This is a genomic window from Angustibacter peucedani (assembly GCF_054779595.1).
This window is the reverse complement of record NZ_BAAGXY010000003.1, coordinates 40,853-67,267: the sequence shown is the minus strand read 5'-3', so window position 1 is coordinate 67,267 and position 26,415 is coordinate 40,853. Positions and strand designations below refer to the sequence as shown.

Sequence of the window (26,415 nt, the reverse complement as noted above, 5' to 3'; positions counted from 1 at the left end):
GGCCGCGGTCACGTGTTGGGGTTGGTCTGGCGCGGCAGGGTGCCCGCCGGGCGGACGACGATCTTGGTGAGCATGCCGCCGTAGCCCGGGCCGCCACCGTTCTGCAGGTACGAGTACTTGCGGTCGTAGAGCAGGTACTCGCCCGGCTCGGGCGCCACGAAGATGACGTCCCGGCTCTCGCCCGGGCCGACGTCCACGCTGTTGGTGGTGATGTAGTTCGTCGTGCCGTCCCGGCCGCGCAGCAGGCTGGCGTCCTTCGCCACGACGGTCAGGTCGATGTCGTCGACCGTCATCGAGTGGTTCTGGTACCCCAGGCTCGAGAGCCGCAGCAGCACGCGGTCACCGCTGTTGCACTGCACGAGCGAGGAGATCGGCTGGTACTGCAGGCGTCCCGCCGCGTCGCCGGCCGGCGGCACCATGGTCCCTCCCGCCCCGCGAGAGCCGTTGCCCGCCAACGTGTCCGGGTACGCGCGCCCGTTCAGGAGCCAGAAGCTCGGGTCGTAGTCGGTCCAGTCGTTCACCTGGATGTGGGCGTCGCGGAAGTGCGCTGCCGACCACAGCTCGGTGATCATGAACGCGAACTCGCGGTCGTAGGCCGTGCTGCCGTCGCCGTCGTTGTAGGCGTAGCGCTCGCCGGCGTGCAGGGGCGTCTTGTTCTGCTTGGGCCGCACGAAGACCATGCCGGTCATGCCCATCTGCACGTGCTCCACGTCCTCGAAGTGGCAGTGGTACATGTACGTGCCGGCGTCGTGCGGGCGGTAGAAGTAGGTCAGGTCGCGGCCGATCGGCACGGCGAGCGAGAGCTCGGGAACGCCGTCGAAGAGCGGGATCGCGTTGACGAACCCGTGCCAGTGCAAGGTGTGCCCGTCGAACAGGTCCGGCCGCTGCACCAGCCCGAGGTTGGTCAGCGTGAGGTAGATGTCGTCCTCCTCGTCGAAGGACAGCATCGGCGCGCTGATCTGCGCCTTGCCGCGCTGGGCGGCGACCTGCTGGGCGGTGAGCCCGGTGACATCGCGGAACCCGAACACGTAGGTGTCGAACGGGCTGGGCGCGTAGGAGTCGGGGAAGAAGGGCAGGTCCTCGGGTGATGCTCCCGGCATCGAGACCCACCCGTCGGTGCCCACCAGGTGCATGTCCTTGCGCGGGTGGGTGACCGCAGCCGCGACCGCCGTGCGGGCGGAGGCGTTGGCGACCTGGCCGCCGATCAGGCGGCTCCCGGCCACGGCCGCCACCAGGCCCGCCCCGCCGGTGAGCAGGGAGCGTCGGGTGAGGCCGGTGCGAGGCGTCGTGTCGTTCACGGTGTTCTCCCCGTGGTCGGTGCTGGTCATGGCAGGAGCTGGTCGGAGCCGGCGTCGTACCGCCGGGCCGGGGCGGGCGACGGACGGGCGTCGCCGTCGATGTCGCGGGTGGGAGCGGCGACGGTGTAGACCCAGCCCGAGGAGCCGGGACCCCAGCGCACCGAGGTGCTGGCCGAGCCGCGCCCGTAGGCCGCCGACGACGTCCCGGCGAGGTGGTAGTCACCCAGCAGGTTCGGCGGCAGGATCTCGGCCACGATCGCCGCCTGGCGGAACGCCGGGTAGCTGCGCGAGGCCAGGACGTCGACCGTCACGTCGAACGGCGACTTCAGCCCGGGGGTGTCGGTGACCGTGGTCGTGGTGCCCGGGTCGACGTTCGTCGTCGTCTGGACGACGGAGCTGACCGGGGTGAGCACCGCGGACGGGTCGTCGGCGACGCCCATGTCCCAGTTGTCGGTGGTGTTGTCGCTGCCGTCCGGCAGCTTGCCGCCGATCCCGTAGACGTAGCCTCCGCTGAAGCTGCCGGACCGGTTGTCCCAGAACACGTCGTCCAGCAGCGTGGGCTTGCTGAAGGTCGTCGCGCCGAGGGTCGCCGAGCCCGGGAACAGCGAGGTGTTCCGCAGCCGGGACTGCAGCAGATCGCTGTTGGTCGCCGTCGACAGGCCGGCCGGGTCGGCCGTCCCGTTGCTCGTGACCGCGGTCGCCGTGGTGAGGTTGCGCGCCACGGTGTTGCCGACCACGTTCACGAACGCCGCGTCGTCCAGGGCGATACCGCCGCCCTCGTGGGTCGAGACGTTGTTGGCGATGGTGTTGTTCGAGATGGTGATCGTCTCGGGGTTGGTCCGCGAGATGTGCGAGCCGCTCACCTGCAGCAGCCGGATGCCGCCGCCGTCGTCGTTCGCCAGGTTGGTCTGGATCTGGTTGGCGTCGATGGTGACCGGCCCGGTGCCCTCCGACAGCTGGGTGGGCAGCTCCGGCAGCTCGCCGGCGAGCATGATCCCGCCGCCCTCGTCGTAGGACTGGTTGAACCACACCCGGTTGTTGGTGATGCGGCCGCCGACGGAGTTGCCGACGAGCAGGCGCTCGAGGAGGGTCGAGCGGCTCTGGTAGCCGTAGGCGGTCATGGCGCCGCCGTACTCGGCGGAGAAGTTGCCGCAGATGGCGTTGCCGTCCACCTGGTAGCCGTCGCTGCCGTCGAAGATGCCGATGCCGCCGGCGAGGTTGGTCCCGCCGTTGTCACGGATCTGGTTGCGGGAGAGCACGAACCCGTAGTTGCGCAGGTTCCCGGCGTAGGGGGTGCCGACGCGCACGCCGCCCCCGTACGACCCGCCGTTGCCCCGGATGACGTTGTCGGTCACCCGCAGGTTCACAACCCCGGAGTGGACGAACACGCCGCCGCCCTGGGTGACGAGCGCACCGTTGGCGCCGTACGGCGTCTTGATGCCGCCGTTGACCTCGTTGATGCTCGTCGGGAAGTCGCTCTGCGCGCCCCCACGGATCGTGAAGCCGTCGATCGCCGGGTAGTAGCTGACCGGCACGACGCCCACCTTGGTCGGGTCGTTGAGCACGGTCACCACCGCGGCGTCCGGCACCGCGGCCGGCCCGCTGTAGGTCAGCCCGCTGAGCAGCGCGATCCAGTCGGTGCCGCTGGGGTTGTCCGGGTTGAAGCCGGAGCCGTCGATGATCGAGCCCGGCACGAAGGTGCCCGCCGAGTCGAAGCCGCCCGGCCCGACCCCCTGGATCCGCACCTGGTGGTGGACGATGACGTTCTCGGTGTACTCACCCTGCGGGTTCGCCGTCGTCCGGGCGTTCGGCCAGACGACCACCAGCCAGTAGCGGCGCGAGGTCGTCGGGTTGGCGGCCTCGAGCGCGGCCTGGACCGTCGCGTAGGGCTTGCCCGGACCGACCTCGGCCAACCGGGGGTTGGTCGGCGTGAGGCCGAGCGTGGCGTTGTTCGTCGGGTCGAGCACCTGCACGGTCAGCCCGTTGACGCTGCGCTGGCCGTTGCCCGCGCGGATCGCCAGGGTCTGCGGCCCCGACGCGATCGAGCTGGGCACGGTCGCCACGATCTGCTTGTCGTTCCAGGTCGTGGTGGTGAGCACCGTGCTGCCGAGGGTCACCTGACCGGTTCCCTTCGTCGCTCCGAACCCGCTGCCGGTGACGGTCAGCGTCTGGTTGGCACCGTTCTTGCGCAGGTACGGCTTGTCGACCGCCAGCGGCTGCGGCTGTGCCGCGTCGAGGTCGCACATGGTGGCGTTGGCCTGGGTCGAGCCGGGCGACAGCGCCGTCGTGGCCACCTGGGTGGGGGCGGTGTCGGTCACCGTGTAGAGCCCCGGCCAGGCCTGGAAGTTGGTCGCGATGGTGCGGAACCGCGGGTTGTAGTCCGCGTTGGGGTGGTCCGGCGTGCCGGGGTCGTTCCCCACGAAGCGGTACATGCCCGGGCAGGGACCGGCCGGCAACGGGCAGTTGTACGTCGACGTCGAGGGCTCGAGCGCCTCGTACATGCCGTTGAAGTCGGTGTGCACGGTGTCCATCAGCCGCCCGGTCCAGTCGTACAGACCCATCGGCACGTCCGGCAGACCCTGCGCCTCGCCGTAGTTGATGCTGCGCCGGTCGAGCGAGAGCCCGAGGTCGTTGATCGTCAGGCCCCAGAAGTAGGTCGGCAGGGGCACGGGGGTGAAGAGGTTGAAGTTCGGCGCGGTCGCCTGGTTGCTGCGCACCGTGACGAGCTTGTCGGCGCACGACGGGCGCATCTGGCCCTCGAACGGGCTGCCGCCGCCGTCGATGAAGTTCTGGTTGGTGACGTGGACCTGGTGCAGGTCACCGACGCAGTCGGAGACGATGCCACCGGTCTGGGACGGGTCCTGCGACGGCGGGGTCGGGTCGGCCGGGGGCGGCCCGGGGACGTCGTTCGCCTGCGCCACCGTCGGCGGGTAGTTCTCCTGCGGCAGGTACCCGTCGCCGTCGAAGACGTTGACGTCCTCCTCGCGCGTCACCTGGTACATGTCGCCGCCGCCCACCGGGTTCTGCGGCATCTCGACCGAGACGATGTAGTCGGTCGCCCGCAGCGGCTGCTCGTCGTAGCCGGCCGCAGCCAGGTCCGCGTACAGCGGCAGGCTCAGGTCAGGAGCGGGGTTGTTCGGGTTGCCCGGCGGGTAGAGGTTCAACTTGGAGGTGCCGAACCCGTAGTTGCCGTTGACCTCCTGGCTGAAGCCGTCGGGGCCGTTCTCCATGGCGCCGGTCTGGAACCCCATCATCGGCGACTCGACGCACTTGCGGTTCGCGGCGGCGCCGAACTCCGGCAACGCCTGCTGCCCGGTGAGCGGCTGCCCGTTGTACATCCGGGCGGTGCAGCCGCGCGGCGGCTGCCAGGTCTCGGACGTGTAGGCGTCCTGGATCTCCGGACCCTTCAGGAGCGCACCGGTCGTCCCGTCGATCTGGTAGCCCTGGCGGCAGAGGTCGGCCGGCGTCGACTCCTCGCACGGCACCGGCACGTACAGGTGCACCGGGATCCCGGAGACGCCCGGCTGGTAGGACTCGGTGGCCGCGTCGGCCGGGTCGAGCTCGTTGCGGGTCGTGTCGTACGTGACGGTGCCGACGATGCCGCCGTTGGTCCCGTTGTCGTAGGGCTGCACGCCCCAGTCGACCCGACCGCCGAGCCCGATGACGTCGAGCACGTTGATGTCGACCGCGCTGCCGAGCAGCGTCGTCGGCTTGGGGTCGTTCTCCGCCTGGTAGGTGATGCCGGTGCTCTGGTACCGGGTGTTGAATCCCTCCAGTACCAGCCACCGGCTCAGCGGGTACGCCTCACGGATGTCGTACACGCCGGCGTCGTCGGTGACGACGGTGTTCGTGTACTGGTCCATCAGGGAGTTGTCGCGCTCGCGCAGGGTCAGCGCGAAACCGGGCACCGCGCCTTCACCGTTGTCGCGCTTGCCGTTGCCGTTGTCGTCGACGAAGACGGTGCCGTGGATGTGCGTGAACCAGCCGACGAGCATCTTGTTGCCGACGTCGACCATCTCGCCGTCGTGGACCTCGACCTGGAACGACCACAGGATGTAGTCCTGGTCGTCGTCCCAGACGGTCAGGGAGTACGTGCCGTCCGGCACGTGCTGGATGTCGAAGCTGCCGTCCGCGTTGCCGCGCCCGACGTAGACGGCGGCGTCACCGGCGTCCAGGTCCGACAGCGCGATCCACGGGCTCTTGATCGGCCCGCCGACCTTGGCCCCGGCGAAGCCGGTCTCGGGAACGACCTGGCCGTTCTGACCACCGACGTAGGGCAGGCCGGCCACGGCCACGCCCTTGATCTCGCCGGTCGGGGTGGTGCGGGTCAGCGCACGGGTCCGCACGAACCCGAAGTGCACGTACGGCACGAGCTCGGCGCCCTTGGTCTGCTCGGTGTCGAAGCCGGTCTCGCCCTCCTGCTGCCAGATGTCGTGGTCGTGACCGCCCTCGAGGGTCGTCGTCTGCACCCAGCGCTGGCCACCGGTCAGCACCGGAGGCGAGACCGTCGCCGCGTACCGGTCCGGGCCGAGGTTCGGGATGATGATCTGGCCGGACGAGTTGCTGCGGCAGATGCCGGTCGACCGGGCCGTGTCCACCACCGGCTTGTCGTTGCTGTCGAACACGATCGGGTTGCCCTGCACGCCCCCGACGTGGCGGTAGATCGTGCAGAGCGGGTTGCCGTAGTAGTCGGTGCTGACCGGTCCGAGGACGTCGGTGAGGTTGGCGGTGAAGCCGCTCAGCCCCTGCTCGGCGTCGACCTCGTACGTGCCGTCGACCGGCGCCATGTCGTTGAAGACCTGCAGCCGGATGGTCTGCAGCGGCATCGGCGACGGCTGCATCTCGACCAGCACCCGCTGGGACGAGCCGGCGGCGACGGTGAAGTGCGCGCCGTCGATCTTGAAGCCGTCGGCGGTCACCGAGATCAGGTACTTGCCGACCGGCAGGCCGGTCAGGGCCGTGCCGTCGTCCAGGGTCGCCTGGTCGCCCTGCGCGACCACGGGCGCGACGCCCGCCGTCGTGCGCAGCGACGGCCAGTCGCAGGTGTCGGCCCAGTCAGGGTCCGAGGCCAGGCCTGGCAGGCAGTGCTCGGGCGCGTCCTTCGGGTTGCCGGTGGGATCGGCGTTGACCATCCAGTGGTACTCGCCGATCGCGTCCCCGGCGTGCACGAAGCCGGGCCCGCTGTTGACCGAGCGGGCGCTCTGCACGTGCAGCGTGATGCTGCCCGGCGCTCCCGGATCGGCCGCGCGGGCCTGCTGCACCAGTCGAGGAAGCGTCAGCTGCGCTGCCACGACCGCGAGCACCGCGGCCACGACGACGAGCACCCGCACTCGCAGAACTGCAACACCCATGACGACCTCCAGCTGTGAGCCCTGTCGCAGAGCGTCACGCCCCGGGCGGCGCGTCGCGGCGCGAAGGACGGCCCGATCACGTAACGTTCATCGGACGCCATGCCGCGGTCATCCCGGCTCATGCAGCCGTCACGATCCGTGAGCCGCCTGTCATCCGGCGGTCATCCTGGGGCCGCCCATTCACGGCAAATCCCACGAACCGCTCGGCGTCCGGACGACGTTTCGCCATTTCGGTGGCGAGCCGCACCGGGGCGACCCCATGCTGACCGAGCCGGGAGGCACAGGACCTAGGGGAAGCCGTATGGCCAAGGTGATGGTCGTGGACGACGAGCCACGGATCCGCACGTACCTGAGCCGATCGCTGTCGGCCCAGGGCCACACCGTGTACGAGTCCCCGGACGGCCAGGACGCGCTGGACCAGCTGGAGCAGCACGACGTCGACCTGCTGCTGCTCGACCTCGTCATGCCGCGCGTCGGCGGGCTCGGGGTGCTGCAGGCGCTGGGCCAGCGCGAGAGCGCGCCGCCCGTCATCGTCCTGTCGGCCGTCACCGACATCTCCGCGCGCATCCAGGCGCTCGACGGCGGGGCGGTGGACGTCATCGCCAAGCCGTTCTCGTCGGCCGAGCTCGCGGCGCGGATCCGCCGGCACCTGCACCACCAGGCGCCGCCGTCGACCGGCGAGCAGCGGTACCTGGAGGCGGGCGGGGTGCGGCTGGACCTGCACCGCCGGCGCGCGGTCACCGCGGGCGGCGCGGTGGTGCTCAGCGAGCGCGAGTTCGCGCTGCTGGCCCACCTGATGCGACGCGCGGGCGACGTCTGCTCGCGCGAGGAGCTGCTCCACGACATCTGGGACCTGGACTTCGACCCGGGCAGCAACGTCGTCGACGTCTGCGTCCGGCGGTTGCGCGGCAAGCTGAGGCCGGACCCCCCGATCGAGACGGTGCGCGGTGCTGGGTACTGCTTCTACGACCGCTGAGGCGGTCGAGGCCGCCCGCCGGGTGCGGCCCACGCCCGACCGGCCCCTCCTGCTGCTGGGGTGGACGGTCTGGGGAGCGGCCTGCGCCGTCGCGATGTACGTGCTGCCGGGCGAGGAGACGATCCCCTACCACCTGGGCTGGGCCGGCTTCGCCCTGGCGTTCGGCCTCAGCGCCTGGCGGCGCTGGCAGCTGGTGACCGCACTGGCCGGCTACACCGTGCTCACCGGCGTGGTCCTGTGCCGCAGCGCGTGGCAGGGGAACATCGGGTGGGAGGAGACCACCGAGATCCCGCTGATGTTCCTGCTGGCGCAGCTGATGGTCTGGCACTTCTACCGGCGGCAGAAGGCGTTGCAACAGGCCACCTTGCTGGCCGAGCGCGACATCCAGGCGTCGCGCGACCGCGAGCGGCTGATGCGCCTGACCTCGCACGAGATGCGCACGCCGCTCACCATCGCCCGCGGCTACGTCGACCTGCTGCGCGAGCGCGCGGCCGACCTGGAGGACCAGCAGGACCTCGACGTCGCCGCCGACGAGCTGAACCGCCTGTCGCGCGTGAGCGACCGGCTGATCCGGATGATCCGGCTGCAGGACGAGTTCGGGTCGGAGGTCGTGGACCTCGACGACGTGATGCGCCAGGCGGTCGAGCGGTGGCGCGTCGTCGTCGACCGCCGGTGGGTGCTCGAGGCCGACGCCGGCCGCGCCCTGGTGACGCCCGAACGCGTGCGGACCTGCCTGGACACGTTGATCGAGAACGCGATCCGCTACACGGCCGTGGGCGACACTATCCGTCTGGTCGGCACGCGCCAGCAGCTGCACGTGGTGGTCGCGGTGCTCGACTCGGGCGTCGGCCTGACCGACGGCCAGATCATGGCGATCAACGCCGGCGAGCCCAGCACGGCCGCGCTGGAGCCCGTGGTCGACCCGTTGGCCGGCACGGGCCTCGGGCTCGGGATCGTCCGCGAGATCGCGCACGCGCGGGGCGGGACGCTGCACGCCTCCCGAGCCCCCGAGGGCGGGGCGGCCTTCACCCTGATGCTGCCGCTGCGGCCCCCGGCGCGCGCGCCGCGCCTGAAGGTGCCGCACGGCTCGAGCTACGCGCCCGTCGTCCCCTCCCTGCCGCCGGTCGAGCTCGAGCGCCCGGCCCCTGCGGCCCTCCCCCGACCGCGGGTCAGCTGAGGAGCAGCTGCCAGGTGCCGGCCGCGACGCCGGCGGCGATCGCGACGGCCGTGAGCACCAGCGCGCCGAGCACCACGACGGCGTCCGCCGGACGCAGTCGGCTCGGCCGGGCCCAGGTGCGCGGCAGGCCGGTGCCGAAGCCGCGCGACTCCATGGTGGTGGCGAGGGTCGCGGCGCGTCGGATCGCGAGCACCAGCAGCGCGAAGACCTGGCCGAGGGCCGCCCGCACCGCGCCGACGAGCCCGTCGCCGCCGAGGCCGCGCGCCCGCCGGGCCAGCGTCATCGAGCGCCAGTCGGCCGCCATCACGCCGAACATCCGGGTCGCGGCCAGCGCCGCCAGCACGAACCGCGCCGGCAGCCGCAGCACCTGCGCCAGCCCGTCGGCCAGGTCGGTGGGGTCGGTGGTCGACAGCAGGACGACGCCCGGGACGCCGATCGCCAGCACCCGCAGCGCGATCGCGGTGCCCGAGGTCAGCGAACCGGTCGTGATGCTGAACGGACCGAGCCCCGCCAGCACCGAGCCGGAGTCCTCGCCGAACAGCGTGGCGGCCAGCCCGGCAGGGACCGCGCCCACGACCAGCACCACCCCGCGACGCGCCAGCGCGCGCCACCGCACCCCGGCCAGCGGCAGCAGCGCCAGCTCGAGCAGCAGCGCGACACCGGCGGTGACCACGTCGACGCTCAGCAGCAGGCCGAGCGCGACGACGGTCGAGGCCGCGAGCTTGGCGACCGGGTTGGCGCGCGCCAGCGGGGCCGTCAGGTCGAGCCCGGCGTCGGTGCGCGGGTCGGCGAGGACGCTCATGCCGGCACCGGCTCGCGGGCCGGACGTCGGGGCGCCGGCCCGTCGAGGGCCAGGACGTCGTCCGCGAGCGCCGCGACGAGCGCGCGGTCGTGCGTCACCGCCAGGACGCCGGTGCCGTCGGCGACGAGCTCGCGCAGCAGCCGCACCAGCTCGGCCCAGGTGCGGGCGTCCTGCCCGAAGGTCGGCTCGTCGAGCACCAGCAGCGACGGCGCGGTGGCGAGCGCGGTGGCGACCGAGAGCCGGCGCTGCTCGCCCCCGCTGAGCGTGAACGGGTTGGCGCGCGCGAGGTGGTCGAGCCGCAGGCGCTCGAGCAGCTCGTCGACGCGTGCCGCGACCAGCGCCGGGTCGCGCCGGGCCTGCTGCGGGCCGACCGCCAGCTCGTCGCGCACCGTCGAGGCGACGAACTGGTGCTGCGGCTCCTGGAACACCGTGCCGATCCGGGTCACGAGCTGACGGGCCCGCCACCGCGACGGCGTCGGCCCGGCGCCGCGGGCCAGCGCCGGCTCGGCCACCAGCTGGCCGGCCGCAGGACCCACCAACCCGGCCAGCACGTGCGCGAGCGTCGACTTGCCCGCGCCGTTCGGACCGACGAGGCAGGTGGCCCGCCCGGCGTGCAGCGCGAGGTCCAGGTCGCGGACGACGGGCAGCGACCGCGGCGGCGCCACCGCCAGGCCACGCCCGGTGAGCAGCGGCGCGCCCGCGGGGGTCGGCGCTCCTGCGGCCCGGGCCGGCCCGACGTCCCGGCGCGCACCGTGCTCGTCGAACACGGACGGCACCCAGATCCCCTGCGCGGCAAGGGAATCGCCGTACCGGTCGAGGACGTCGGCAGGTGCCCCGTCAGCGACCACGCCGCCCCCGGGCTCCAGCACGACCACGCGGTCGACGTCGTCCAGCCAGTCCACGACGCGGTGCTCGACGACGACGAGCGTGGCACCGGTGGCGGCCACGACGCGTCGGACGCTCTCGCGCAGCAGGGCGGCGCCGTCCGGGTCGAGCATGGCGGTGGGCTCGTCGAGCAGCAGCAGCCCCGGCCGCATGGCGAGCACGCCGGCCAGCGCGAGCCGCTGCCGCTCACCGCCCGACAGGTGCGACGTCGGGTGCGAGCGCCCGTACGGGAACCCGACGAGCTCGAGCGCCTCGTCGACCCGCGGCCAGATCTCGGCCGGCGGCACCGCGAGGTTCTCGAGCCCGAAGGCCGCGTCGTCGCCGCAGCGGGCGAGCACGGTTTGGGCGTCGGGGTCCTGGAGCAGCAGGCCAGCACGGGCCTGGCCTCCGGCGCGCGCCGAGGCCGCGGGCACGCCGCCCAGCAGCAGGGCGCCCTCGGACTCCCCGCCGTTCTCGTGCTCGCGCACGCCGTCGGGCCGGGTGAGCTGCGGCTCGCCGAGCAGGCCCGCCGCGCCCGCGAGCAGCGTCGACTTGCCCGCCCCGCTGGGTCCGAGCAGCAGCACGCGCTCGCCGGGTGCGACGTCCAGGTCGACGCCGCGCACCGCCCAGGCCTGGCGTCCGGCGTGCCGCCAGCCCCACCCGCGGGCGGCGAGGCCCACGGGCGGGGTGGTGCGGTCGAGGACCACGACGACGTCCGGGGTCAGACGCGCGCGGCCGTGCGCCCGGACGCGAGCGGTGCGAGCACGCCGGTGCCGGCGAGCGCGCGGGTGAGCGCCCACGAGCCGCCGCCGGCGACCACCGCGCCCGACAGCGCGAGCAGGCCGGCGTACACGAGGTTCCACGTCGCCGACTGCGTCGTGTAGTACAGCGTGAGGTCGCAGGTCGAGATGACCAGGCCGGCCACCGCGCCGGACGCCACCGCGGTGGGCAGGCCGAAGCGGCGGTACAGCAGCAGGGCCAGGACGATCTCGGCGCCCAGGCCCTCCACCAGCCCGTACCAGACGACCGAGAAGCCCCACTGGCTGCCGATCAGCGCCGACACCACGGCGGCGACGAGCTCGACGAACGTGGCCGCGCCCGGACGACGGACCACCAGCCCGCCCAGCACGCCGGGCAGCAGCCAGACGCCGCCGAGCAGCGCCACCGCAGGGGTCGCGCCGAAGGGCGCCGCCAGCGTGGCGTTGTTGGCGTTCCAGACGGCGAACAGCAGGCCGCCGGCCACGCCGAGGACGCTGGCCACGACGATGTCGACGACCCGCCAGGGCGCGCGGGCGCTGGCCAGCGAGAAGGCGAGCCAGGCCGCGACCAGCGCGATGATCAGGCCGGCGGGCAGGGCGAGGTCGCTCAGCGGCGTCCCGAACAGCGAGGTGCCGGACGGCAGGCCGACGAGGTACACCGCCAGCCCGAGGACGACGCCGACGGCGGCGACGACCAGCGCGGCGCGCGGGGTCGTGCGGGGGGTGGTGCGGGAGGTCGGGCTCGCGTCGAGCCCGGGCTCCGTGGTGCGTGCGGTCATGCTGGGTCCCTCCGGTAGGAGGGGGACCGGGCCGCCGTCACCTTGCCGCGCTGCTGAGCGCGACCGCGTGCCGGCGACCTGGTGAGATGCTCGACTCCCTTCGCCGGTGCTAACCGGAGCAGGTTCGAGGGTCTGCGGACGGGCCGCACTCTCAGCGCCTCGCGGCGCTCCCCTGTCGTGTGGCTCCACGGTACACCCGGGTGCGACACTCGGCCCGTGCTGCTGCGGATGATGCGAGGACGCCGGACGGGCTCGCCGTCCCCGGTGGCGCGCCTGCTCGCGCTGCTCGTGGTCGTCGGGCTGCTGGCCATCACCGCGCCGGTCGTCGGGCCGCCCGCCGTGCGCACGGTGCGTTGGCTGAGCAGCCTGCTCTGAGGCAGGCTGGGGCCATGAGCGCACTGCCGTGGAAGGTCCTGGGCACGGGCGGAGCCGTGCTGTCCGGCATCGCCGCCAAGAAGATCATCACCACCGGGTGGAAGGCCGCGACCGGCAACCCGCCGCCGGCCAACCCCGAGCATCCCGACACGTCCTGGGGCGAGGCGATCGCCTGGGCCGTCGTCAGCGGCGCGATCATCGGCGTGGCCCGCATGCTCGCCGCCCGCAAGGCCGCCGACTACTACCGGCACTCCACCGGCCACCTCCCACCCAAGATGCAAGAGGTCGGCTGACCCTCCGCCACCGCCGCAGTTGATCACGTGATGCATGCGCAGGCGTGCTTCACGTGGGCTGCAGCACCCGACAAGCGCACGCAACCCTCGACAAGTACCCGCCGCCGGCGCCACGACCCAGCGGCCCGGACGACGGCACGCGGCTCAGAGGTCGAGCGCGCGGGCGATCGGCACGCCGGGCCGGTAGGCGAGGTGCCGGTACGTCGGGGCGTCGAGCACCGTGAGGTCGGCCCGCGCCCCGACCCCCAGGTGGCCGACGTCCGAGCGCCGCAGCGCGAGCGCGCCGCCGGCGGTCACGGCCCAGAGCGCCTCGGCCGGCGAGAGCCCCATCTCGCGCACGGCGAGCGCGACCACCAGCGGGATCGAGGACGTGAAGCAGCTGCCGGGGTTGCAGTCGGTCGCCAGCGCGACGACCACGCCCGCGTCGACGAGCGCTCGCGCGTCGGGGTAGGGCGAGCGGGTCGAGAACTCGACGCCCGGAAGCAGCGTCGCCACCGTGCCGTCGCGACCGGACGTCGGCGCCGCACCCGCGAGCGCGTCGACGTCGTCCGTGGTCAGGTGGGTGCAGTGGTCGACGCTCGCCGCGCCGAGCTCGACCGCGAGCCGCACGCCCGGACCGGCCGAGAGCTGGTTGCCGTGCACGCGCGGCAGCAGGCCTGCCGCGATCCCGCCCGTGAGCACCTCGCGCGCCTCGTCGCCGTCGAAGGCGTGCGGGCTGGCCGGCTCGCAGAAGACGTCGACCCAGCGGGCGTGCGGGCGGCAGGCCTCGAGCATCGGGCCGGTCACGAGGTCGACGTACGCGCGGCGGTCGGTGCCGGCGGGCACGACGTGCGCCCCCAGGAACGTCGTCTCGTCGGTGACCTCTGACGCGACCCGCAGGCTGCGCCGCTCGTCGGCGACCGTCAGCCCGTAGCCGCTCTTGACCTCGACCGTGGTGGTGCCCTGCGCCCGCATCTCGGCCACCAGCGCGCGCAACCGCGCGAGCAGCAGCTCGTCCGGCGCCTCGCGCGTGGCGGCCACGGTGGTGGCGATGCCGCCGCCGTCGTACGGCGCGCCGGTCATCCGCGCCTCGAACTCGCGCGCTCGGTCGCCCGCGAACACCAGGTGGCTGTGCGAGTCCACGAAGCCGGGGACGACGGCCCGCCCGCTGACGTCCACCTGCGCGTCGGCGTCGGGCGCCTCGAGCGCCGGGCCGACCCACGCGACACGGCCGTGCTCGACGACGACGGCCGCGCGCTCGACCACTCCCAGCCGCGAGCCGTCGCCGAGCGCCGGGTCGTTCGTCACGAGCTCGGCGATCCCGTTGATCAGCACGCTGCTCATCGGGCGTCCTCCCAGATCGGGTCGATCGCATCACGCAGCAGGCGGGCGACGTCCCCGAGCACGTGCTCGCCGTCCCGGACGACGACCCGGCCGGCGTTGACGACGGTGCGGACGTCGGCCGCCGTGGCGGCGTAGACCGCTTGGGCCGCAGCGCTTCCCGCCGTGCGCACGCTGCCCAGGTCGACGCTCACCAGGTCGGCGGTCGCGCCCACCTCGAGCCGCCCGGCCTCGGGCCAGCCGAGCGACTGGTGCCCGGCCGACGTCAGCGCGTCGACCAGCTCCGACGGCGCGAACACCCCGCGCTCCAACGTGAACAGCCGCTCGTGCATCTCCAGCGCGCGCGCCTCCTCGAGCAGGTCGACCACCGCGTTCTGGTCGCTGCCGAGGCAGATCGGGCTGCCGTGCTGCGACATCAGCCGCGCCGGCCCGATGCCGTCGGCCAGGTCGCGCTCGGTGGTGGGGCACAGGCAGATCGAGGTGCCGGTGCTGCCCAGCAGCTCCATGTGCGGGTTCACCGTCGCGTGCACCATCGTGCTGCGCTCGCCGAGGGCGTCGGCCGCGGCCATCAGCTCGGTGGGCGACAGCCCGTAGAACTGGAAGGCGGCCTGGTTCTCGGCCACCTGCTCGCTGAGGTGCGCGTGCAGCGGCAGCTCCGGGAAGGCCGCCGCCACCTCGCCCATCTCGATCCGCGGCACCCCCCGCACCGAGTGGATCGCCGTGCCGACCCGGAACCCGTCGTCGGCCTTCAGCTCACCCACCCGCGCCGCCCAGCGCGAGGCCGAGCCGTCCGAGAACCGTTGCTGCACAGCGTCCGGTCGGGTGTGCCCCTCCGCGGTGAGCCCGCCCGCGAGGTAGCAGGCGTCGAGCAGCGTGAGACGCACGCCGGCGTCGCGCGCCGCCTGCCGCAGGGCCTCCGCCATCGCGTTGGGGTCGTCGTACGGCGTGCCGCCCGGCGCGTGGTGCAGGTAGTGGAACTCGCCGACGCACGTCACGCCCGCCAGCGCCATCTCGGCGAACGTCGCGCGCGCCAGCGCCAGGTAGGAGTCGGGGTCCAGCCGCGACGCCACGGCGTACATGCGCTCGCGCCAGGTCCAGAAGGTGCCGCCCTCGTCGTGCGTGCGGCCGCGCAGGGCGCGGTGGAAGGCGTGCGAGTGCGCGTTCGCGAAGCCGGGCAGCACCAGCCCGGCCAGCCGTTCGTCGTCCGGGCCGGGGTCGACGTCACGCTCGACCGCGCTGATCTCGCTGCCCTGCACCGTGATCCGGACCCGCGCCACCGGTGCGCCCTCGAGCCAGGCGTGCTCGCACCACCAGGTCGTCATCCGGCCAGCCTCTCGACCACCGTCGTCAGGGCCGCCACGCCGGCCAGGCAGTCGTCGCGCTCGGCGTGCTCCGACGGCGAGTGCGATACCCCGGTCGGGTTGCGGACGTAGAGCATGGACGACGGCACGCCGGCCAGGGCCAGCACCCCGGCGTCGTGCCCGGCCCCGGTCTCCAGCACCGGCACCGCGTCAGACCCGCCCAGGACGTCCACCAGCCGCGACGTCAGCCCGTCGTCGAACGGCGTGCGCGCCGTCCAGGACTCCTCGGCCGGCTCGCCCAGCTCGCCCGCGAGGTCGGCGACGACGGCGCGCACCGCGGCCTCCTCCGCCCCGCGCGCGTCGAGCCAGGCGGTCACCGACGACGGGATCGCGTTGACCCCGTTGGGATCCACCCGCACCTTGCCGACCGTGGCGACGGCGCCGTGCCGCTCCGCCGCCGACCGCGCACCCGTGACCAGAGCCGCCAGCCGCAGCATCGGGTCGTCCCGGTCGGCGAGCCGCGTGGTGCCGGCGTGGTCGGCGCGCCCGGCGAGGTCGAAGCGCCAGCGGCCGTGCGGCCAGATCGCGCTGCCCGCCCCTACCGCGGCCGAGCCGTCGACGAGCCCGCGCCCCTGCTCGACGTGCAGCTCGACGAACGCGCCGACCCGGCGCAGCGCCTCGTCGTCGCGCCCGAGCTGCTGCGGGTCGCGCCCGGCCGCCGACATCGCCTCGGCCATGGTGGTGCCGTCGGCGTCGCGCAGCGCACGGGCCCGGTCGGCGTCCAGCGCCCCGGTGACGAGCCGCGACCCGGCGCACGCGATGCCGAAGCGAGCGCCCTCCTCGTCGCCGAAGCAGGCGACGGCGACCGGACGCGAGGGCGTGAACCCGTTGCGTCGCAACGTGCCGACTGCGACCAGCGAGGACACGACGCCGAGCGGGCCGTCGAAGGCACCACCCTCGGGCACGGAGTCCAGGTGGCTGCCGACGACGAGGCCCGGGCCGTCCGAGTCCGGGTCGCCCCACCAGGCCCACAGGTTGCCGGCGCGGTCGGCGACGACGTCCAGGCCGAGGCTCGACGCCGCACCGGTGAACCACTCGCGCAGCGTGAGGTCCTCGGCGGTCCAGGCGAACCGGCGGTAGCCGCCGGCCGACGTCCGGCCGACCGGCGCCAGGTCGTCCCACCAGCGGTCGAAGGCCGACGCGGCTGCGGGGTCGATGGCGCTCACGGCACCACCGTAGGCTCGACGTCCATGAGCGAGGAACGGGCGATCGCGGCGCTCGACGCCAGCGGCATCGCGTACCGGGTGGTGCGGCACGGCAAGGTCGGCTCGCTCGAGGAGGCCGCCGCGGCCCGCGGCATCGAGCCGCGCTCGCTGCTCAAGAGCATCGTGGTGCGCCGCGCGGACGACGACTTCCTGTTCGTCCTGGTGCCCGGCGACCGCGAGATCTCGTGGCCGAAGCTGCGCGCGCTGCTCGGCGTCAAGCGGATGTCGATGCCGGACGCCGCCACCGCGCTCGCGATGACCGGGTACGAGCGCGGCACCATCACGCCGTTCGGCTCGACCCGGCCGTGGCCCGTGGTCATGGACGCCTCGGTCGCCGGCACCAAGATCTCGCTCGGCGCCGGCGCGCACGGGGTCGGCGTCGTCGCGCAAGCGGACGACGTCGTCCGCGCCCTCGACGCGCAGGTCGCGGACGTCACCGACTAGGACTCCTCGCGCATCGGCACGCGCACGCCGCGCTCGGCCGCCACCTCGTCGGCCAGGTCGTACCCGGCGTCGACGTGCCGGATCACGCCCATGCCCGGGTCGTTGGTCAGCACGCGGTCGAGCTTGGCCGCCGCGAGCGCCGTGCCGTCGGCGACGCTGACCTGGCCGGCGTGGATCGAGCGGCCGATGCCGACGCCGCCGCCGTGGTGGATCGACACCCAGCTCGCGCCGGACGCCGTGTTGACCAGCGCGTTGAGCAGCGGCCAGTCGGCGATGGCGTCGGAGCCGTCCGCCATGGCCTCGGTCTCGCGGTACGGCGAGGCGACGCTGCCGCAGTCGAGGTGGTCGCGGCCGATGACGATCGGCGCGCTGACCTCGCCGCTGGCCACCATGTCGTTGAACCGCGCGCCCGCCTTGTCGCGCTCGCCGTAGCCCAGCCAGCAGATGCGCGCCGGCAGGCCCTGGAACGCCACGCGGTCCTGCGCCGCGCGGATCCACCGGTGCAGGTGGTCGTTGTCGGGGAACAGGTCCAGCACCGCGCGGTCGGTGGCGGCGATGTCCTTCGGGTCGCCGCTCAGGGCGGCCCAGCGGAACGGGCCCTTGCCCTCGCAGAACAGCGGGCGGATGTACGCCGGCACGAAGCCGGGGAACGCGAACGCGCGGTCGTACCCGCCCTGCCGCGCCTCGTCGCGGATCGAGTTGCCGTAGTCGAAGACCTCGGCGCCGGCGTCCATGAAGCCGACCATCGCCTCGACGTGCTTCGCCATCGCGGCGCGGGCGCGGTCGGTGAACTCCTCGGGCTTGGCGTCGGCGTAGTCGTGCCAGTTACCGAGGTCGACGCCCTCGGGCAGGTAGCTGAGCGGGTCGTGCGCGCTCGTCTGGTCGGTGACGACGTCGACCTCGACGCCCCGCCGCAGCAGCTCGGGCAGCACGGTGGCGCTGTTGCCGACGAGGCCAACGCTCAGGGCCTGGCGCTCGCGCCTGGCCTTCTCGCAGCGGGCGATCGCGTCGTCCAGGTCGTCGGCGACCTCGTCGAGGTAGCGGTGCTCGACCCGGCGCTGCAGGCGGGTGCCGTCGACGTCGACGACGAGGCAGACGCCGCCGTTCAGCGTGACGGCGAGCGGCTGCGCGCCGCCCATGCCGCCGCAGCCGCCCGTGACGGTGAGCGTGCCGGCCAGCGTGCCCCCGAACCGCTTGGCGGCCACGGCCGCGAAGGTCTCGTAGGTGCCCTGCAGGATGCCCTGGGTGCCGATGTAGATCCACGAGCCGGCGGTCATCTGGCCGTACATCGTCAGGCCCTGGCGCTCGAGCTCGCGGAACTTCGGCCACGTCGCCCAGTCGCCGACCAGGTTGGAGTTGGCGATCAGCACGCGGGGTGCCCACTCGTGGGTGCGCATCACGCCGACGGGCCGGCCGGACTGCACGAGCAGCGTCTCGTCGTCCGCGAGCGTCGTCAGCGTGCGGACGATGGCGTCGTAGCTGCGCCAGTCGCGCGCCGCCCGGCCGGTGCCGCCGTAGACGACCAGGTCGTCCGGCCGCTCGGCCACCTCGGGGTCGAGGTTGTTCATGAGCATGCGCATCGGCGCCTCGGTCTGCCAGCTGCGCGCGGTCAGGGTCGTGCCGCGCGGCGCCCGCACCGGTCGTGCTCCGTCCATCGTCGTCGTCCTCTCGTCGTGCCGTTTCCTGCACCTGCTTGAGGAGTCGGCCCCATCCGGCCCGGATGAGCCCGAGTGCTTGAGCAGGTGCAGAAGGTAGGGGGCTGGGGTCAGGTCAGGGGGCCGGTGGCGGACTCGGCGGCGCGGCGGACGGCGCCGCTGGCCACCGCCTCGACGGCCAGCTCGAGCTCGGGGGCCAGGAACCGGTCGGCCCCGGGGCCGGGAACGCCCGCCGCCCGCAGGACGTCGCGCACGGCCCCGGTCGCGGCCGCCGGCTCGAGCGGGGCGCGCAGGTCCAGGGCGCGGGTCGCGGTCAGCACCTCGACGGCCAGCACGCGCGTGAGGCCATCGACCGCCCGGCGCAGCTTGCGCGCGGCCGACCAGCCCATCGAGACGTGGTCCTCCTGCATGGCGCTGCTCGGGATCGAGTCGACCGACGCCGGCGCCGCCAGCCGCTTGAGCTCGCTGACGATCCCGGCCGCGGTGTACTGCGCGATCATGTGGCCGCTGTCGACGCCCGCGTCGTCGGCGAGGAACGGCGGCAACCCGTTGCTGCGCGCGACGTCCAGGAACCGGTCGGTGCGGCGCTCGCTCATCGACGCGACGTCGGCGACCGCGATCGCCAGGAAGTCGAGCACGTACCCGACAGATGCGCCGTGGAAGTTGCCGTTGCTCTCGACCCGCCCGTCAACCGTCACGACCGGGTTGTCGACCGCGGCCTGCAGCTCGCGCCCGGCGACGAGGGCCGCGTGGTCGAGGGTGTCGCGCGCGGCGCCGTGCACCTGCGGCGCGCACCGCAGCGAGTAGGCGTCCTGCACCCGCGTGCACTCCGGACCACGGTGGCTCGCCATGACGCCGCTGCCGGCCAGCACCGCCCGCAGGTTGGCCGCGCTGGCGGCCTGGCCCGGGTGCGGCCGCAGCGCCTGCAGGTCGTCGGCGAAGACCGCGTCGGTACCCATCAGCGACTCGACGCTGAGCGCCGCCGCGACGTCGGCGACGACGAGCAGCGAGCGCAGGTCGTGCAGCGCCAGCACCAGCATGCCGAGCATGCCGTCGGTGCCGTTGATGAGGGCGAGCCCCTCCTTCTCGGCCAGCTCGACCGGCTCGATCCCGTTCTCGTGCAGCACGTCGAGCGTCGGCCGTCGTACGCCCGAGGCGTCGCGCACGAATCCCTCGCCCATGATCGCGAGCGCGCAGTGCGCCAGGGGCGCGAGGTCGCCCGAGCAGCCGAGCGAGCCGTACTCGTGCACGACCGGCGTGATGCCCGCGTCGAGCACCGCCGCGTAGGTCTGCGCCACCACCGGTCGCACGCCGGTGCGCCCGGTCGCGAGCGTCGACAGGCGCAGCAGCATCAGCGCGCGCACCACCTCGCGCTCGACCTCGGGGCCCGACCCCGCGGCGTGCGAGCGCACCAGGCTGCGCTGCAGCTGCGCGCGCCGCTCGGTGGGGATGTGCTTGGTGGCCAGCGCGCCGAAGCCGGTCGAGACGCCGTAGTGCGGCTCGACGTCGTCCGCGAGCGCCTCGATGACGGCCCGGGTGCGGGCGATCTCGGCCAGCGCCGCGTCGTCCAGCCGCACGCCGGCGCCGTCGCGCGCCACGGCCACGACGTCGGACGGCGACACCGGGCCGGTGCCGACGGTGACCTGGCGGGTGGCGGAGCGGGGGAGCGTCTCGGTCATGCCGTCCATGGAACCGCCCGCCCGGGGCCCGGACGACGGCTCGCACCGCAGAAGTGTCTGGTATCCCAGACCTGACCAGCCTACCGTGGTCGCCGTGCCCCCCACCAGCGCGCCCGCCAGCCGCGTGCCGGCCGCCGAGCAGACGCTGCGCATCCTGACCCACCTGGCCCGCCACGCCGGACCGCTGCCCGCCGGCCGCATCGCTGCCGACCTCGGGCTGCCCCGCTCGACGACCTACCACCTGCTGGCGGTGCTGGCCGAGGCCGGTTTCGTCGTCCACCTGCCCGAGGAGCGGCGCTACGGCCTGGGCGTCGCGGCGTTCGAGGTCGGCTCGGCGTACACCCACCAGGACGCGCTCGCCCGCCTCGCCCGGCCCCTGCTGGCCCGGCTCGTCGACGCGCTCGGCCAGAGCGCGCACCTCGCGGTGCTGCACGGGCGCGAGGTGCTCTACGTCGTCGAGGAGCGCGCCACCGGCCGGCCGAGCCTCGTCACGGACGTCGGCGTCCGCCTGCCCGCGCACCTCGCGGCGTCCGGCCGGGCCCAGCTCGCCGCGCTGCCGGCCGCGCAGGTGCGCGCGCTCTTCCCCGACCGCTCGGCGTTCGTGCTGCGCCATGCCGCCGGCCCGAGCTCGCTGTCGGCGCTGCGGCACCTGCTGGTCGACGTCCGGGCGCGCGGCTACGCGGTGGAGGACGGCGAGATCACCCCCGGGTTCGCCAGCGTGGCCACCGCGGTGCTCGACCACTCGGGGCACCCGGCCGCCGGCGTCGCGATCACCTACGCCGTGGACGACCCCGCCGGGCCGCCCGACCCCGCCGCGCTGGCGGCACGGCTCACCGACCTGGCCAGCACGCTGAGCCGGCGCATCGGCGGCCGCGGCTGACGGCTGCCGCCGAGAGGCTGGTCACACCGGGTGGGCAGCACAAGTTACCCGCCAGTACAGTGAGGCGGCCTGCTGGTGCGCCCCGCGCGCACTAGCCTCGGCACGCCGCACCCGCACCCGACAGGAGCCCGCATGCAGGCCGTCGCCGCCGTCCTGGCCCTCGCCGCCACCGCCGCGGGCGTGGCGCTGCTCGCCCGCGCGGCCGGCACCATCGTCAGCACCGTCCGCCTCGGCCAGCCCGACCCGCGCCGCACCGACGCCCCGGCCACCCGCACCGTCACGCTGGTGCGCGAGTTCCTCGGCCACACCCGGATGGCCCGGCTGCCCGTCGTCGCGATCGCGCACTGGTTCGTCATGGTGTCGTTCGGCCTGCTCTTCCTCAGCCTCGTCACGGCGTACGGCCAGCTCTTCTCCCCCGACTTCGCGCTGCCGCTGATCGGCCACCTCGCGCCGTTCGAGTGGCTGGTCGAGGCGATCGCCTGGGCCTCGCTGCTCGGCATCCTCACCCTGATCGCGATCCGGCAGAAGAACCACCCGCGCCGCGCGGCCGCCGACGGCCGCCGCTCGCGCTTCTTCGGCTCGACCTTCTGGCAGGCCTACTACGTCGAGCTCACGATCCTCGGCGTCGTCGTCTGCGTGCTGCTGCTGCGCGCGCTCGAGTACGGCTTGGGGCTCAGCGAGGGCGAGGACTGGGCGTCCGCGCTGCACTTCCCGCTGACCGCGTGGATCGGCGGCGGCTTCGACGGCCTGACCCGCACCAGCCTCGAGAACGCCGTGGTCGTCGTGGCCGCGGTCAAGATCCTCATCTCGATGGCGTGGGCGATCACCATCGGCCTCAAGCCCACGATGGGTGTCGCCTGGCACCGGTTCCTCGCGTTCTTCAACATCTGGTTCAAGCGCCACGCGAGCGGCCGCACCAGCCTGGGCGCCCTGCAGCCGATCGCCGTCAAGGGCGAGCCGGTGGACTTCGAGAACGTCGACGAGCTCGACGAGGACGCCGCGCTCGGCGTCGGCAAGGTCGAGGACTTCACCTGGAAGGGCCTGCTCGACTTCAGCACCTGCACCGAGTGCGGCCGCTGCCAGAGCCAGTGCCCGGCCTGGAACACCGACAAGCCGCTGTCGCCCAAGCTGCTGATGATGGCCCTGCGCGACCACGCCGCCGACAAGGCGCCGTACCTGCAGGCGCTCGCCAACCCGACCTACCTCGCGGCGCAGAACGGCAAGCCGCTGCAGGCCGCCGAGCCGGACGTCGCGCAGTTCTCGGCCGCCGTCCGGGCCGCGCACGAACGGCCGCTGGTCGCCGCCACCGGGTACGACCAGGGCGAGGGCGCGCCGGACATGACCCGCGCCTACAACCCCGGCGGTCGCGGCGCGGCCGAGCTCGGCGTGGTCGACCCCGACGTCCTGTGGTCGTGCACCACGTGCGGCGCCTGCGTCGAGCAGTGCCCCGTCGACATCGAGCACGTCGACCACGTCGTCGACATGCGCCGCTACCAGGTGCTCATCGAGTCGGCCTTCCCGAGCGAGCTCGGCGGGCTGTTCAAGAACCTCGAGAACAACCAGAACCCGTGGGGCATGAACGCCCGCGCCCGGCTGGACTGGGCCAAGGACCTGCCGTTCGAGGTCAAGCAGGTCGGCCAGGACGTCGAGAGCCTGGCGGACGTCGAGTACCTGTTCTGGGTGGGGTGCGCGGGGGCGTTCGAGGACCGCGCCAAGAAGACGACGCGCGCCGTGGCCGAGCTCCTGCACACCGCCGGCGTCGACTTCGCGGTGCTCGGCGACGGCGAGAGCTGCACCGGCGACCCGGCGCGCCGCGCGGGCAACGAGTTCCTCTTCCAGATGCTGGCCCAGGCCAACGTCGAGATGCTCGACGAGCTCGGCGCCAAGAAGGTCGTCGTCACCTGCGCCCACTGCTTCAACACGCTGTCGAACGAGTACCCGCAGCTCGGCGGCTCGTACGAGGTCGTGCACCACACCCAGCTGCTCAACCGGCTGGTGCGCGACAAGCGGCTGGTGCCCGTCGCGCCGCCGGCGGGCTCGACGTCCGCCAAGGACGGCGTCACCGCGGCGGGCACCGCGATCACCTACCACGACCCCTGCTACCTGGGTCGCCACAACGGCGTCTACGAGGCGCCGCGCGAGCTGATCGGCGCCCTGCCGGGCGTCGAGTACCGCGAGATGGAGCGCAGCCGCGAGCGGTCGTTCTGCTGCGGCGCCGGCGGCGCGCGGATGTGGATGGAGGAGACGCTCGGCACGCGCATCAACACCAACCGGACCGCCGAGGCGGTGGGGACGGGCGCCGACAAGATCGCCATCGGCTGCCCGTTCTGCCGGGTCATGATGAGCGACGGGCTCGCCGCGCAGCAGGCCGACGGGTCGGCGCGCGAGGAGGTCGAGGTGGTCGACGTCGCGCAGATGCTGCTCGCCGCCGTCCGCCGGGGCCAGGGCGAGGCCGAGCCGCAGCCCGAGCCGTCAGGCGTCTGAGCCCGGGGCCTCCGGCCCGCCGAGCAGCACCCCGGCCAGGCCGCCGGTGACGAGCGTCGTGAGGTAGTCGACCAGGGCGTCGACCGACATCGTGCGCTGGTCGAACCACCGCTGGGTCGCCAGCTGCACCATGCCGACGATGCCGAACGCCCAGACCTCGGCGCCGCCGGAGTCCAGGTCGAGCTCGCGCAGCCGGTCGCCGATGACGGCCGAGAGCGCTTGTGCCACACGGCGTTCGGTGGCCGCGACGAAGTCGCCCTCGCGGCCGGCCGAGGCGTTGGCCAGCGCGAAGCGGTAGAGCTCGGGCTCGTCGTCCACCACGCTGACGAAGGCCCGGATCACGTCGCGGATGCCGTCGACTCCGGCCAGCAGGTCGTCCGGCGCCTCCTCGGGCACCTGGGCGAGGGCCTGCAGCATGCGCGGCATCAGGACGTCGCCCGCGATCGCGTCGAGGACGGCCGCGAACAGGTCCTGCCGGTCGTGGAAGTGCCGGTAGACCACCGACTTCGAGACGCCGACCTCGGCCGCCACCTCGTCCAGGCCGGTGCTCGCGCCGTGCCGGCGCACCGCGGCCAGCGCCCCCTGCACGAACTCCTGGCGCCGCTCGCGGCGGTGCTCGTCCCAGCGCCGACGACGCCCGTCGGACGACGTCCGGCGTCCACCCTCTTGCATGTGACCGAGATTAGCAGTAAACATGATTCACATGTACTTCCGACTCCCCCAGGAGGACTGATGACGACCACCGACATCGAGGTGATCTCCGGCCGCCTGCTGCGCTCGTCGGCCAAGGCCTCGTTCGACCCCAACGTCGCGCTGGACTGGGACGCCCCGGTCGACCCGCTGCTGCACGGGATGAGCCCCGAGTGGTCGAGCCTGCACGGCACGCCGCTGTGGGACGAGCTCGACCCCGAGCGCCAGGCGCTGCTCACCCGCCACGAGTTCGCCTCGATCAGCGGCGTCGGCATCTGGTTCGAGATGATCCTGATGCAGCTCGTGCTCCGCGACGTCTACGACGACGACCCCAGCCAGCAGCACGTGCAGTGGGCCCTCACCGAGATCGGCGACGAGTGCCGGCACTCGGTGATGTTCGCGCGGATGGCGAGCGCCTACGGCTGCCCCGCGTACGGACCCTCCCCCGCCGGACGACGGCTCGGCCGGCTGTTCAAGACGCTGGGCCACGGGCCGGCCGCCTACGCCGCGATCCTCGTCGCCGAGGAGGTGCTCGACATCCTGCAGCGCGACCTGGTCAAGGACGAGCGCGTGCAGCCGCTGTCACGCGAGGTCAGCCGCATCCACGTGCTGGAGGAGGCGCGGCACATGCGCTTCGCCCGCGAGGAGCTCGAGCTGCGCGCGCCGCTGCTGTCGGCCCGCGAGCGCCGGCTGCACCGTGCGGTCATCGCGGTCGTGGCCGACGTCATCGTGAGCAACCTCGTGCACCCCGACGTCTACGCCGCGGTCGGGCTCGACCCGGTACGGGCGCGCGAAGCCGCCCGGGCCAACGAGCACTACGCCGAGCAGCTGCGCAGCAGCGCCCAGCAGCTGACGTCGTTCCTCGACCGGCTCGGCCTGATGGGCGGCCCGACCATGCGCCTCTGGCGCCGCACCCGCCTCGTCTGACCGACCCGGCCCAGTCGGAACGCCTAGAGCGCGTAGCGGTCGACCTCGAAGCCGACGGCGTCGCTCACCACGCCGGCGGTGGCCTCGGCGAGGGCCAGGGCCGCGGCCTGCATCCGCGGCCGGACACGGTCGCGCTCGAGCCGGAACCCGTACGGCGGGTCCTCCGACTCCAGCAGCGCCGGCTCGTGGGGGAGCCAGCGCACCGCGTAGGTGACCACCGGGTTGCCGTCGGCCAGCAGCTGGTGCCCGACCCGCTCGCGCACCCAGCCCGGCACGGCGTCCTCCTGGATCACCTCGACCAGCAGGTTGCCCAGCGCCGTCAGGGCGTACCCGTCGAGGACCACGCCCCCGCCGAGCGCGCGGGCGTCGTGCTCGTCGGCGACCTCGTCGATCAGCTCGTGGTCGACGTCCCCCAGCGCGTGCTCGAGGTCGACCGCGCGCGGGTCGAGCGGGTCCATGTCCCAGTCGGTGTCGGACGGGTCGCGCGGCGCCGGGGCCGCGTGCCGGCCGCGGACGCCGAGGTCGACCGTGGCGCCGGGCAGCACCGGCGCGAGCAGGTCGAGCAGCCGGTCGGGCTCGAGCCAGTACCCCGACCACACCGTCAGGTCGACGACGCGCCCGTGGTCTGGCTGCATGACGACGTTGCTGCCGGCAGCGCGCAGCGCCCCGCCGAGCCGGCGGGCCAGCGCGAGCGCGAGGTCGACGGCGTCGCCCTCCTCGCGGAACGGCTTGCCCTGGGGGAACGCACGCATCCACCAGGCCCGCAGCACCGGGTCGCCGATGTCGTCGAACGCCGCGGGGTCGGGCTCGGCGTCGACCTCCAGCGCGTACGCCACGGACCAGCCGGTGGGCACCCGCACGTGGTCGAGCTCGTCCGGCTCGAGCAGGTGCGGACCGCTGATCGCGGACTGCCGGCCGAGCCGCGCGCGGCGGTTGTCGACGAGCCGCGCGTCCGGGTAGCGGCAGCGCACCAGGGCGTCGACGCGCTCGACGCCGACCTCCGGGGGCACCAGCAGCAGGTGCCAGCGGCGCAGCTCGTCCAGGGTGGGCTCGTCGTTCGCCCGCCGCCGTCCGAACCACGCCATCGCGACCGTGCG

Annotated in this window: 20 protein-coding genes and 1 riboswitch; of the genes, 8 read left to right on the top strand and 12 right to left on the bottom strand. The window is 73.7% G+C overall.

The annotated features are described in order from the left end of the window. Positions 1-8: 8 nt before the first annotated feature. Complete coding sequence (locus tag ACYVJ4_RS01390; protein ID WP_460458315.1) at positions 9-1,328, bottom strand: multicopper oxidase domain-containing protein; 1,320 nt, start codon at positions 1,326-1,328, stop codon at positions 9-11. Next, positions 1,325-6,649, bottom strand: a complete 5,325-nt coding sequence (locus ACYVJ4_RS01385; protein ID WP_460458314.1) for an IPT/TIG domain-containing protein — start codon at positions 6,647-6,649, stop codon at positions 1,325-1,327. Before ACYVJ4_RS01385 ends, ACYVJ4_RS01390 begins: the two co-directional genes overlap by 4 nt. Positions 6,650-6,950: 301 nt before the next feature. Here ACYVJ4_RS01385 and ACYVJ4_RS01380 point away from each other — a divergent pair, with 301 nt between their 5' ends. After that, complete coding sequence (locus ACYVJ4_RS01380) at positions 6,951-7,625, top strand: response regulator transcription factor (RefSeq protein ID WP_460458313.1); 675 nt, start codon at positions 6,951-6,953, stop codon at positions 7,623-7,625. Continuing rightward, on the top strand, positions 7,597-8,802 hold the full coding sequence (locus ACYVJ4_RS01375) for a sensor histidine kinase (RefSeq protein ID WP_460458312.1): 1,206 nt from the start codon (positions 7,597-7,599) through the stop codon (positions 8,800-8,802). Before ACYVJ4_RS01380 ends, ACYVJ4_RS01375 begins: the two co-directional genes overlap by 29 nt. Here ACYVJ4_RS01375 and ACYVJ4_RS01370 read toward each other — a convergent pair. From ACYVJ4_RS01370 to ACYVJ4_RS01360, 3 genes are read right to left on the bottom strand one after another with little or no spacing between them, the layout of a single operon-like run. Beyond that, the gene (locus ACYVJ4_RS01370; RefSeq protein WP_460458311.1) at positions 8,795-9,604 is read right to left on the bottom strand and encodes an energy-coupling factor transporter transmembrane component T family protein; all 810 of its coding nucleotides are present in this window, start codon (positions 9,602-9,604) and stop codon (positions 8,795-8,797) included. The two genes, ACYVJ4_RS01375 and ACYVJ4_RS01370, sit on opposite strands and share 8 nt — an antisense overlap. Then, complete coding sequence (locus ACYVJ4_RS01365) at positions 9,601-11,175, bottom strand: ABC transporter ATP-binding protein (RefSeq protein WP_460458310.1); 1,575 nt, start codon at positions 11,173-11,175, stop codon at positions 9,601-9,603. Before ACYVJ4_RS01365 ends, ACYVJ4_RS01370 begins: the two co-directional genes overlap by 4 nt. 14 nt (positions 11,176-11,189) lie before the next feature. Further along, on the bottom strand, positions 11,190-12,005 hold the full coding sequence (locus ACYVJ4_RS01360) for an ECF transporter S component (protein ID WP_460458309.1): 816 nt from the start codon (positions 12,003-12,005) through the stop codon (positions 11,190-11,192). Between the two features lie 78 nt (positions 12,006-12,083). After that, positions 12,084-12,189, bottom strand: a riboswitch (TPP riboswitch). A gap of 32 nt (positions 12,190-12,221) precedes the next feature. On the opposite strand from ACYVJ4_RS01360, the gene ACYVJ4_RS01355 reads away from it, so the two are divergent. Together ACYVJ4_RS01355 and ACYVJ4_RS01350 are read left to right on the top strand one after the other, a co-directional pair. Then, complete coding sequence (locus ACYVJ4_RS01355; protein WP_460458308.1) at positions 12,222-12,380, top strand: hypothetical protein; 159 nt, start codon at positions 12,222-12,224, stop codon at positions 12,378-12,380. 14 nt (positions 12,381-12,394) lie between these two features. Then, positions 12,395-12,673 (top strand): DUF4235 domain-containing protein, encoded by a 279-nt coding sequence (locus ACYVJ4_RS01350; RefSeq protein ID WP_460458307.1) that lies wholly within the window; start codon positions 12,395-12,397, stop codon positions 12,671-12,673. Between the two features lie 144 nt (positions 12,674-12,817). Here ACYVJ4_RS01350 and hutI read toward each other — a convergent pair whose 3' ends face one another. The 3 genes from hutI to ACYVJ4_RS01335 are packed head-to-tail and all read right to left on the bottom strand — an operon-like array spanning position 12,818 to position 16,520. Beyond that, complete coding sequence (gene hutI / locus ACYVJ4_RS01345; RefSeq protein WP_460458306.1) at positions 12,818-13,996, bottom strand: imidazolonepropionase; 1,179 nt, start codon at positions 13,994-13,996, stop codon at positions 12,818-12,820. Beyond that, the gene (locus ACYVJ4_RS01340; protein ID WP_460458305.1) at positions 13,993-15,315 is read right to left on the bottom strand and encodes a formimidoylglutamate deiminase; all 1,323 of its coding nucleotides are present in this window, start codon (positions 15,313-15,315) and stop codon (positions 13,993-13,995) included. The genes hutI and ACYVJ4_RS01340 overlap by 4 nt, the downstream gene beginning before the upstream one ends. Then, complete coding sequence (locus ACYVJ4_RS01335) at positions 15,312-16,520, bottom strand: allantoate amidohydrolase (protein WP_460458304.1); 1,209 nt, start codon at positions 16,518-16,520, stop codon at positions 15,312-15,314. Before ACYVJ4_RS01335 ends, ACYVJ4_RS01340 begins: the two co-directional genes overlap by 4 nt. A 24-nt stretch (positions 16,521-16,544) precedes the next feature. Here ACYVJ4_RS01335 and ACYVJ4_RS01330 point away from each other — a divergent pair, with 24 nt between their 5' ends. Next, positions 16,545-17,003, top strand: a complete 459-nt coding sequence (locus tag ACYVJ4_RS01330; RefSeq protein ID WP_460458303.1) for an aminoacyl-tRNA deacylase — start codon at positions 16,545-16,547, stop codon at positions 17,001-17,003. Here the strand turns inward: ACYVJ4_RS01330 and hutU are convergent. Continuing rightward, positions 17,000-18,658 (bottom strand): urocanate hydratase, encoded by a 1,659-nt coding sequence (gene hutU, locus ACYVJ4_RS01325; RefSeq protein WP_460458302.1) that lies wholly within the window; start codon positions 18,656-18,658, stop codon positions 17,000-17,002. The genes ACYVJ4_RS01330 and hutU overlap by 4 nt on opposite strands. A 110-nt stretch (positions 18,659-18,768) precedes the next feature. Continuing rightward, positions 18,769-20,337 (bottom strand): histidine ammonia-lyase, encoded by a 1,569-nt coding sequence (hutH, locus tag ACYVJ4_RS01320; RefSeq protein ID WP_460458301.1) that lies wholly within the window; start codon positions 20,335-20,337, stop codon positions 18,769-18,771. A gap of 94 nt (positions 20,338-20,431) precedes the next feature. Here hutH and ACYVJ4_RS01315 point away from each other — a divergent pair, with 94 nt between their 5' ends. Both ACYVJ4_RS01315 and ACYVJ4_RS01310 read left to right on the top strand, forming a co-directional pair. Continuing rightward, positions 20,432-21,217, top strand: a complete 786-nt coding sequence (locus ACYVJ4_RS01315; RefSeq protein ID WP_460458300.1) for an IclR family transcriptional regulator — start codon at positions 20,432-20,434, stop codon at positions 21,215-21,217. Between the two features lie 132 nt (positions 21,218-21,349). Then, complete coding sequence (locus tag ACYVJ4_RS01310) at positions 21,350-23,701, top strand: (Fe-S)-binding protein (RefSeq protein WP_460458299.1); 2,352 nt, start codon at positions 21,350-21,352, stop codon at positions 23,699-23,701. Here ACYVJ4_RS01310 and ACYVJ4_RS01305 read toward each other — a convergent pair. Further along, complete coding sequence (locus ACYVJ4_RS01305) at positions 23,690-24,373, bottom strand: TetR/AcrR family transcriptional regulator (protein WP_460458298.1); 684 nt, start codon at positions 24,371-24,373, stop codon at positions 23,690-23,692. The genes ACYVJ4_RS01310 and ACYVJ4_RS01305 overlap by 12 nt on opposite strands. Positions 24,374-24,433: 60 nt before the next feature. Between ACYVJ4_RS01305 and ACYVJ4_RS01300 the strand changes: the two genes are divergently transcribed. Then, complete coding sequence (locus ACYVJ4_RS01300; protein ID WP_460458297.1) at positions 24,434-25,318, top strand: AurF N-oxygenase family protein; 885 nt, start codon at positions 24,434-24,436, stop codon at positions 25,316-25,318. Positions 25,319-25,341: 23 nt separating this feature from the next. Here ACYVJ4_RS01300 and ACYVJ4_RS01295 read toward each other — a convergent pair whose 3' ends face one another. Further along, positions 25,342-26,403 carry a hypothetical protein gene (locus ACYVJ4_RS01295; RefSeq protein WP_460458296.1) on the bottom strand — a complete coding sequence of 354 codons (1,062 nt, stop codon included), beginning with the start codon at positions 26,401-26,403 and terminating at the stop codon, positions 25,342-25,344. Positions 26,404-26,415: the final 12 nt, after the last annotated feature.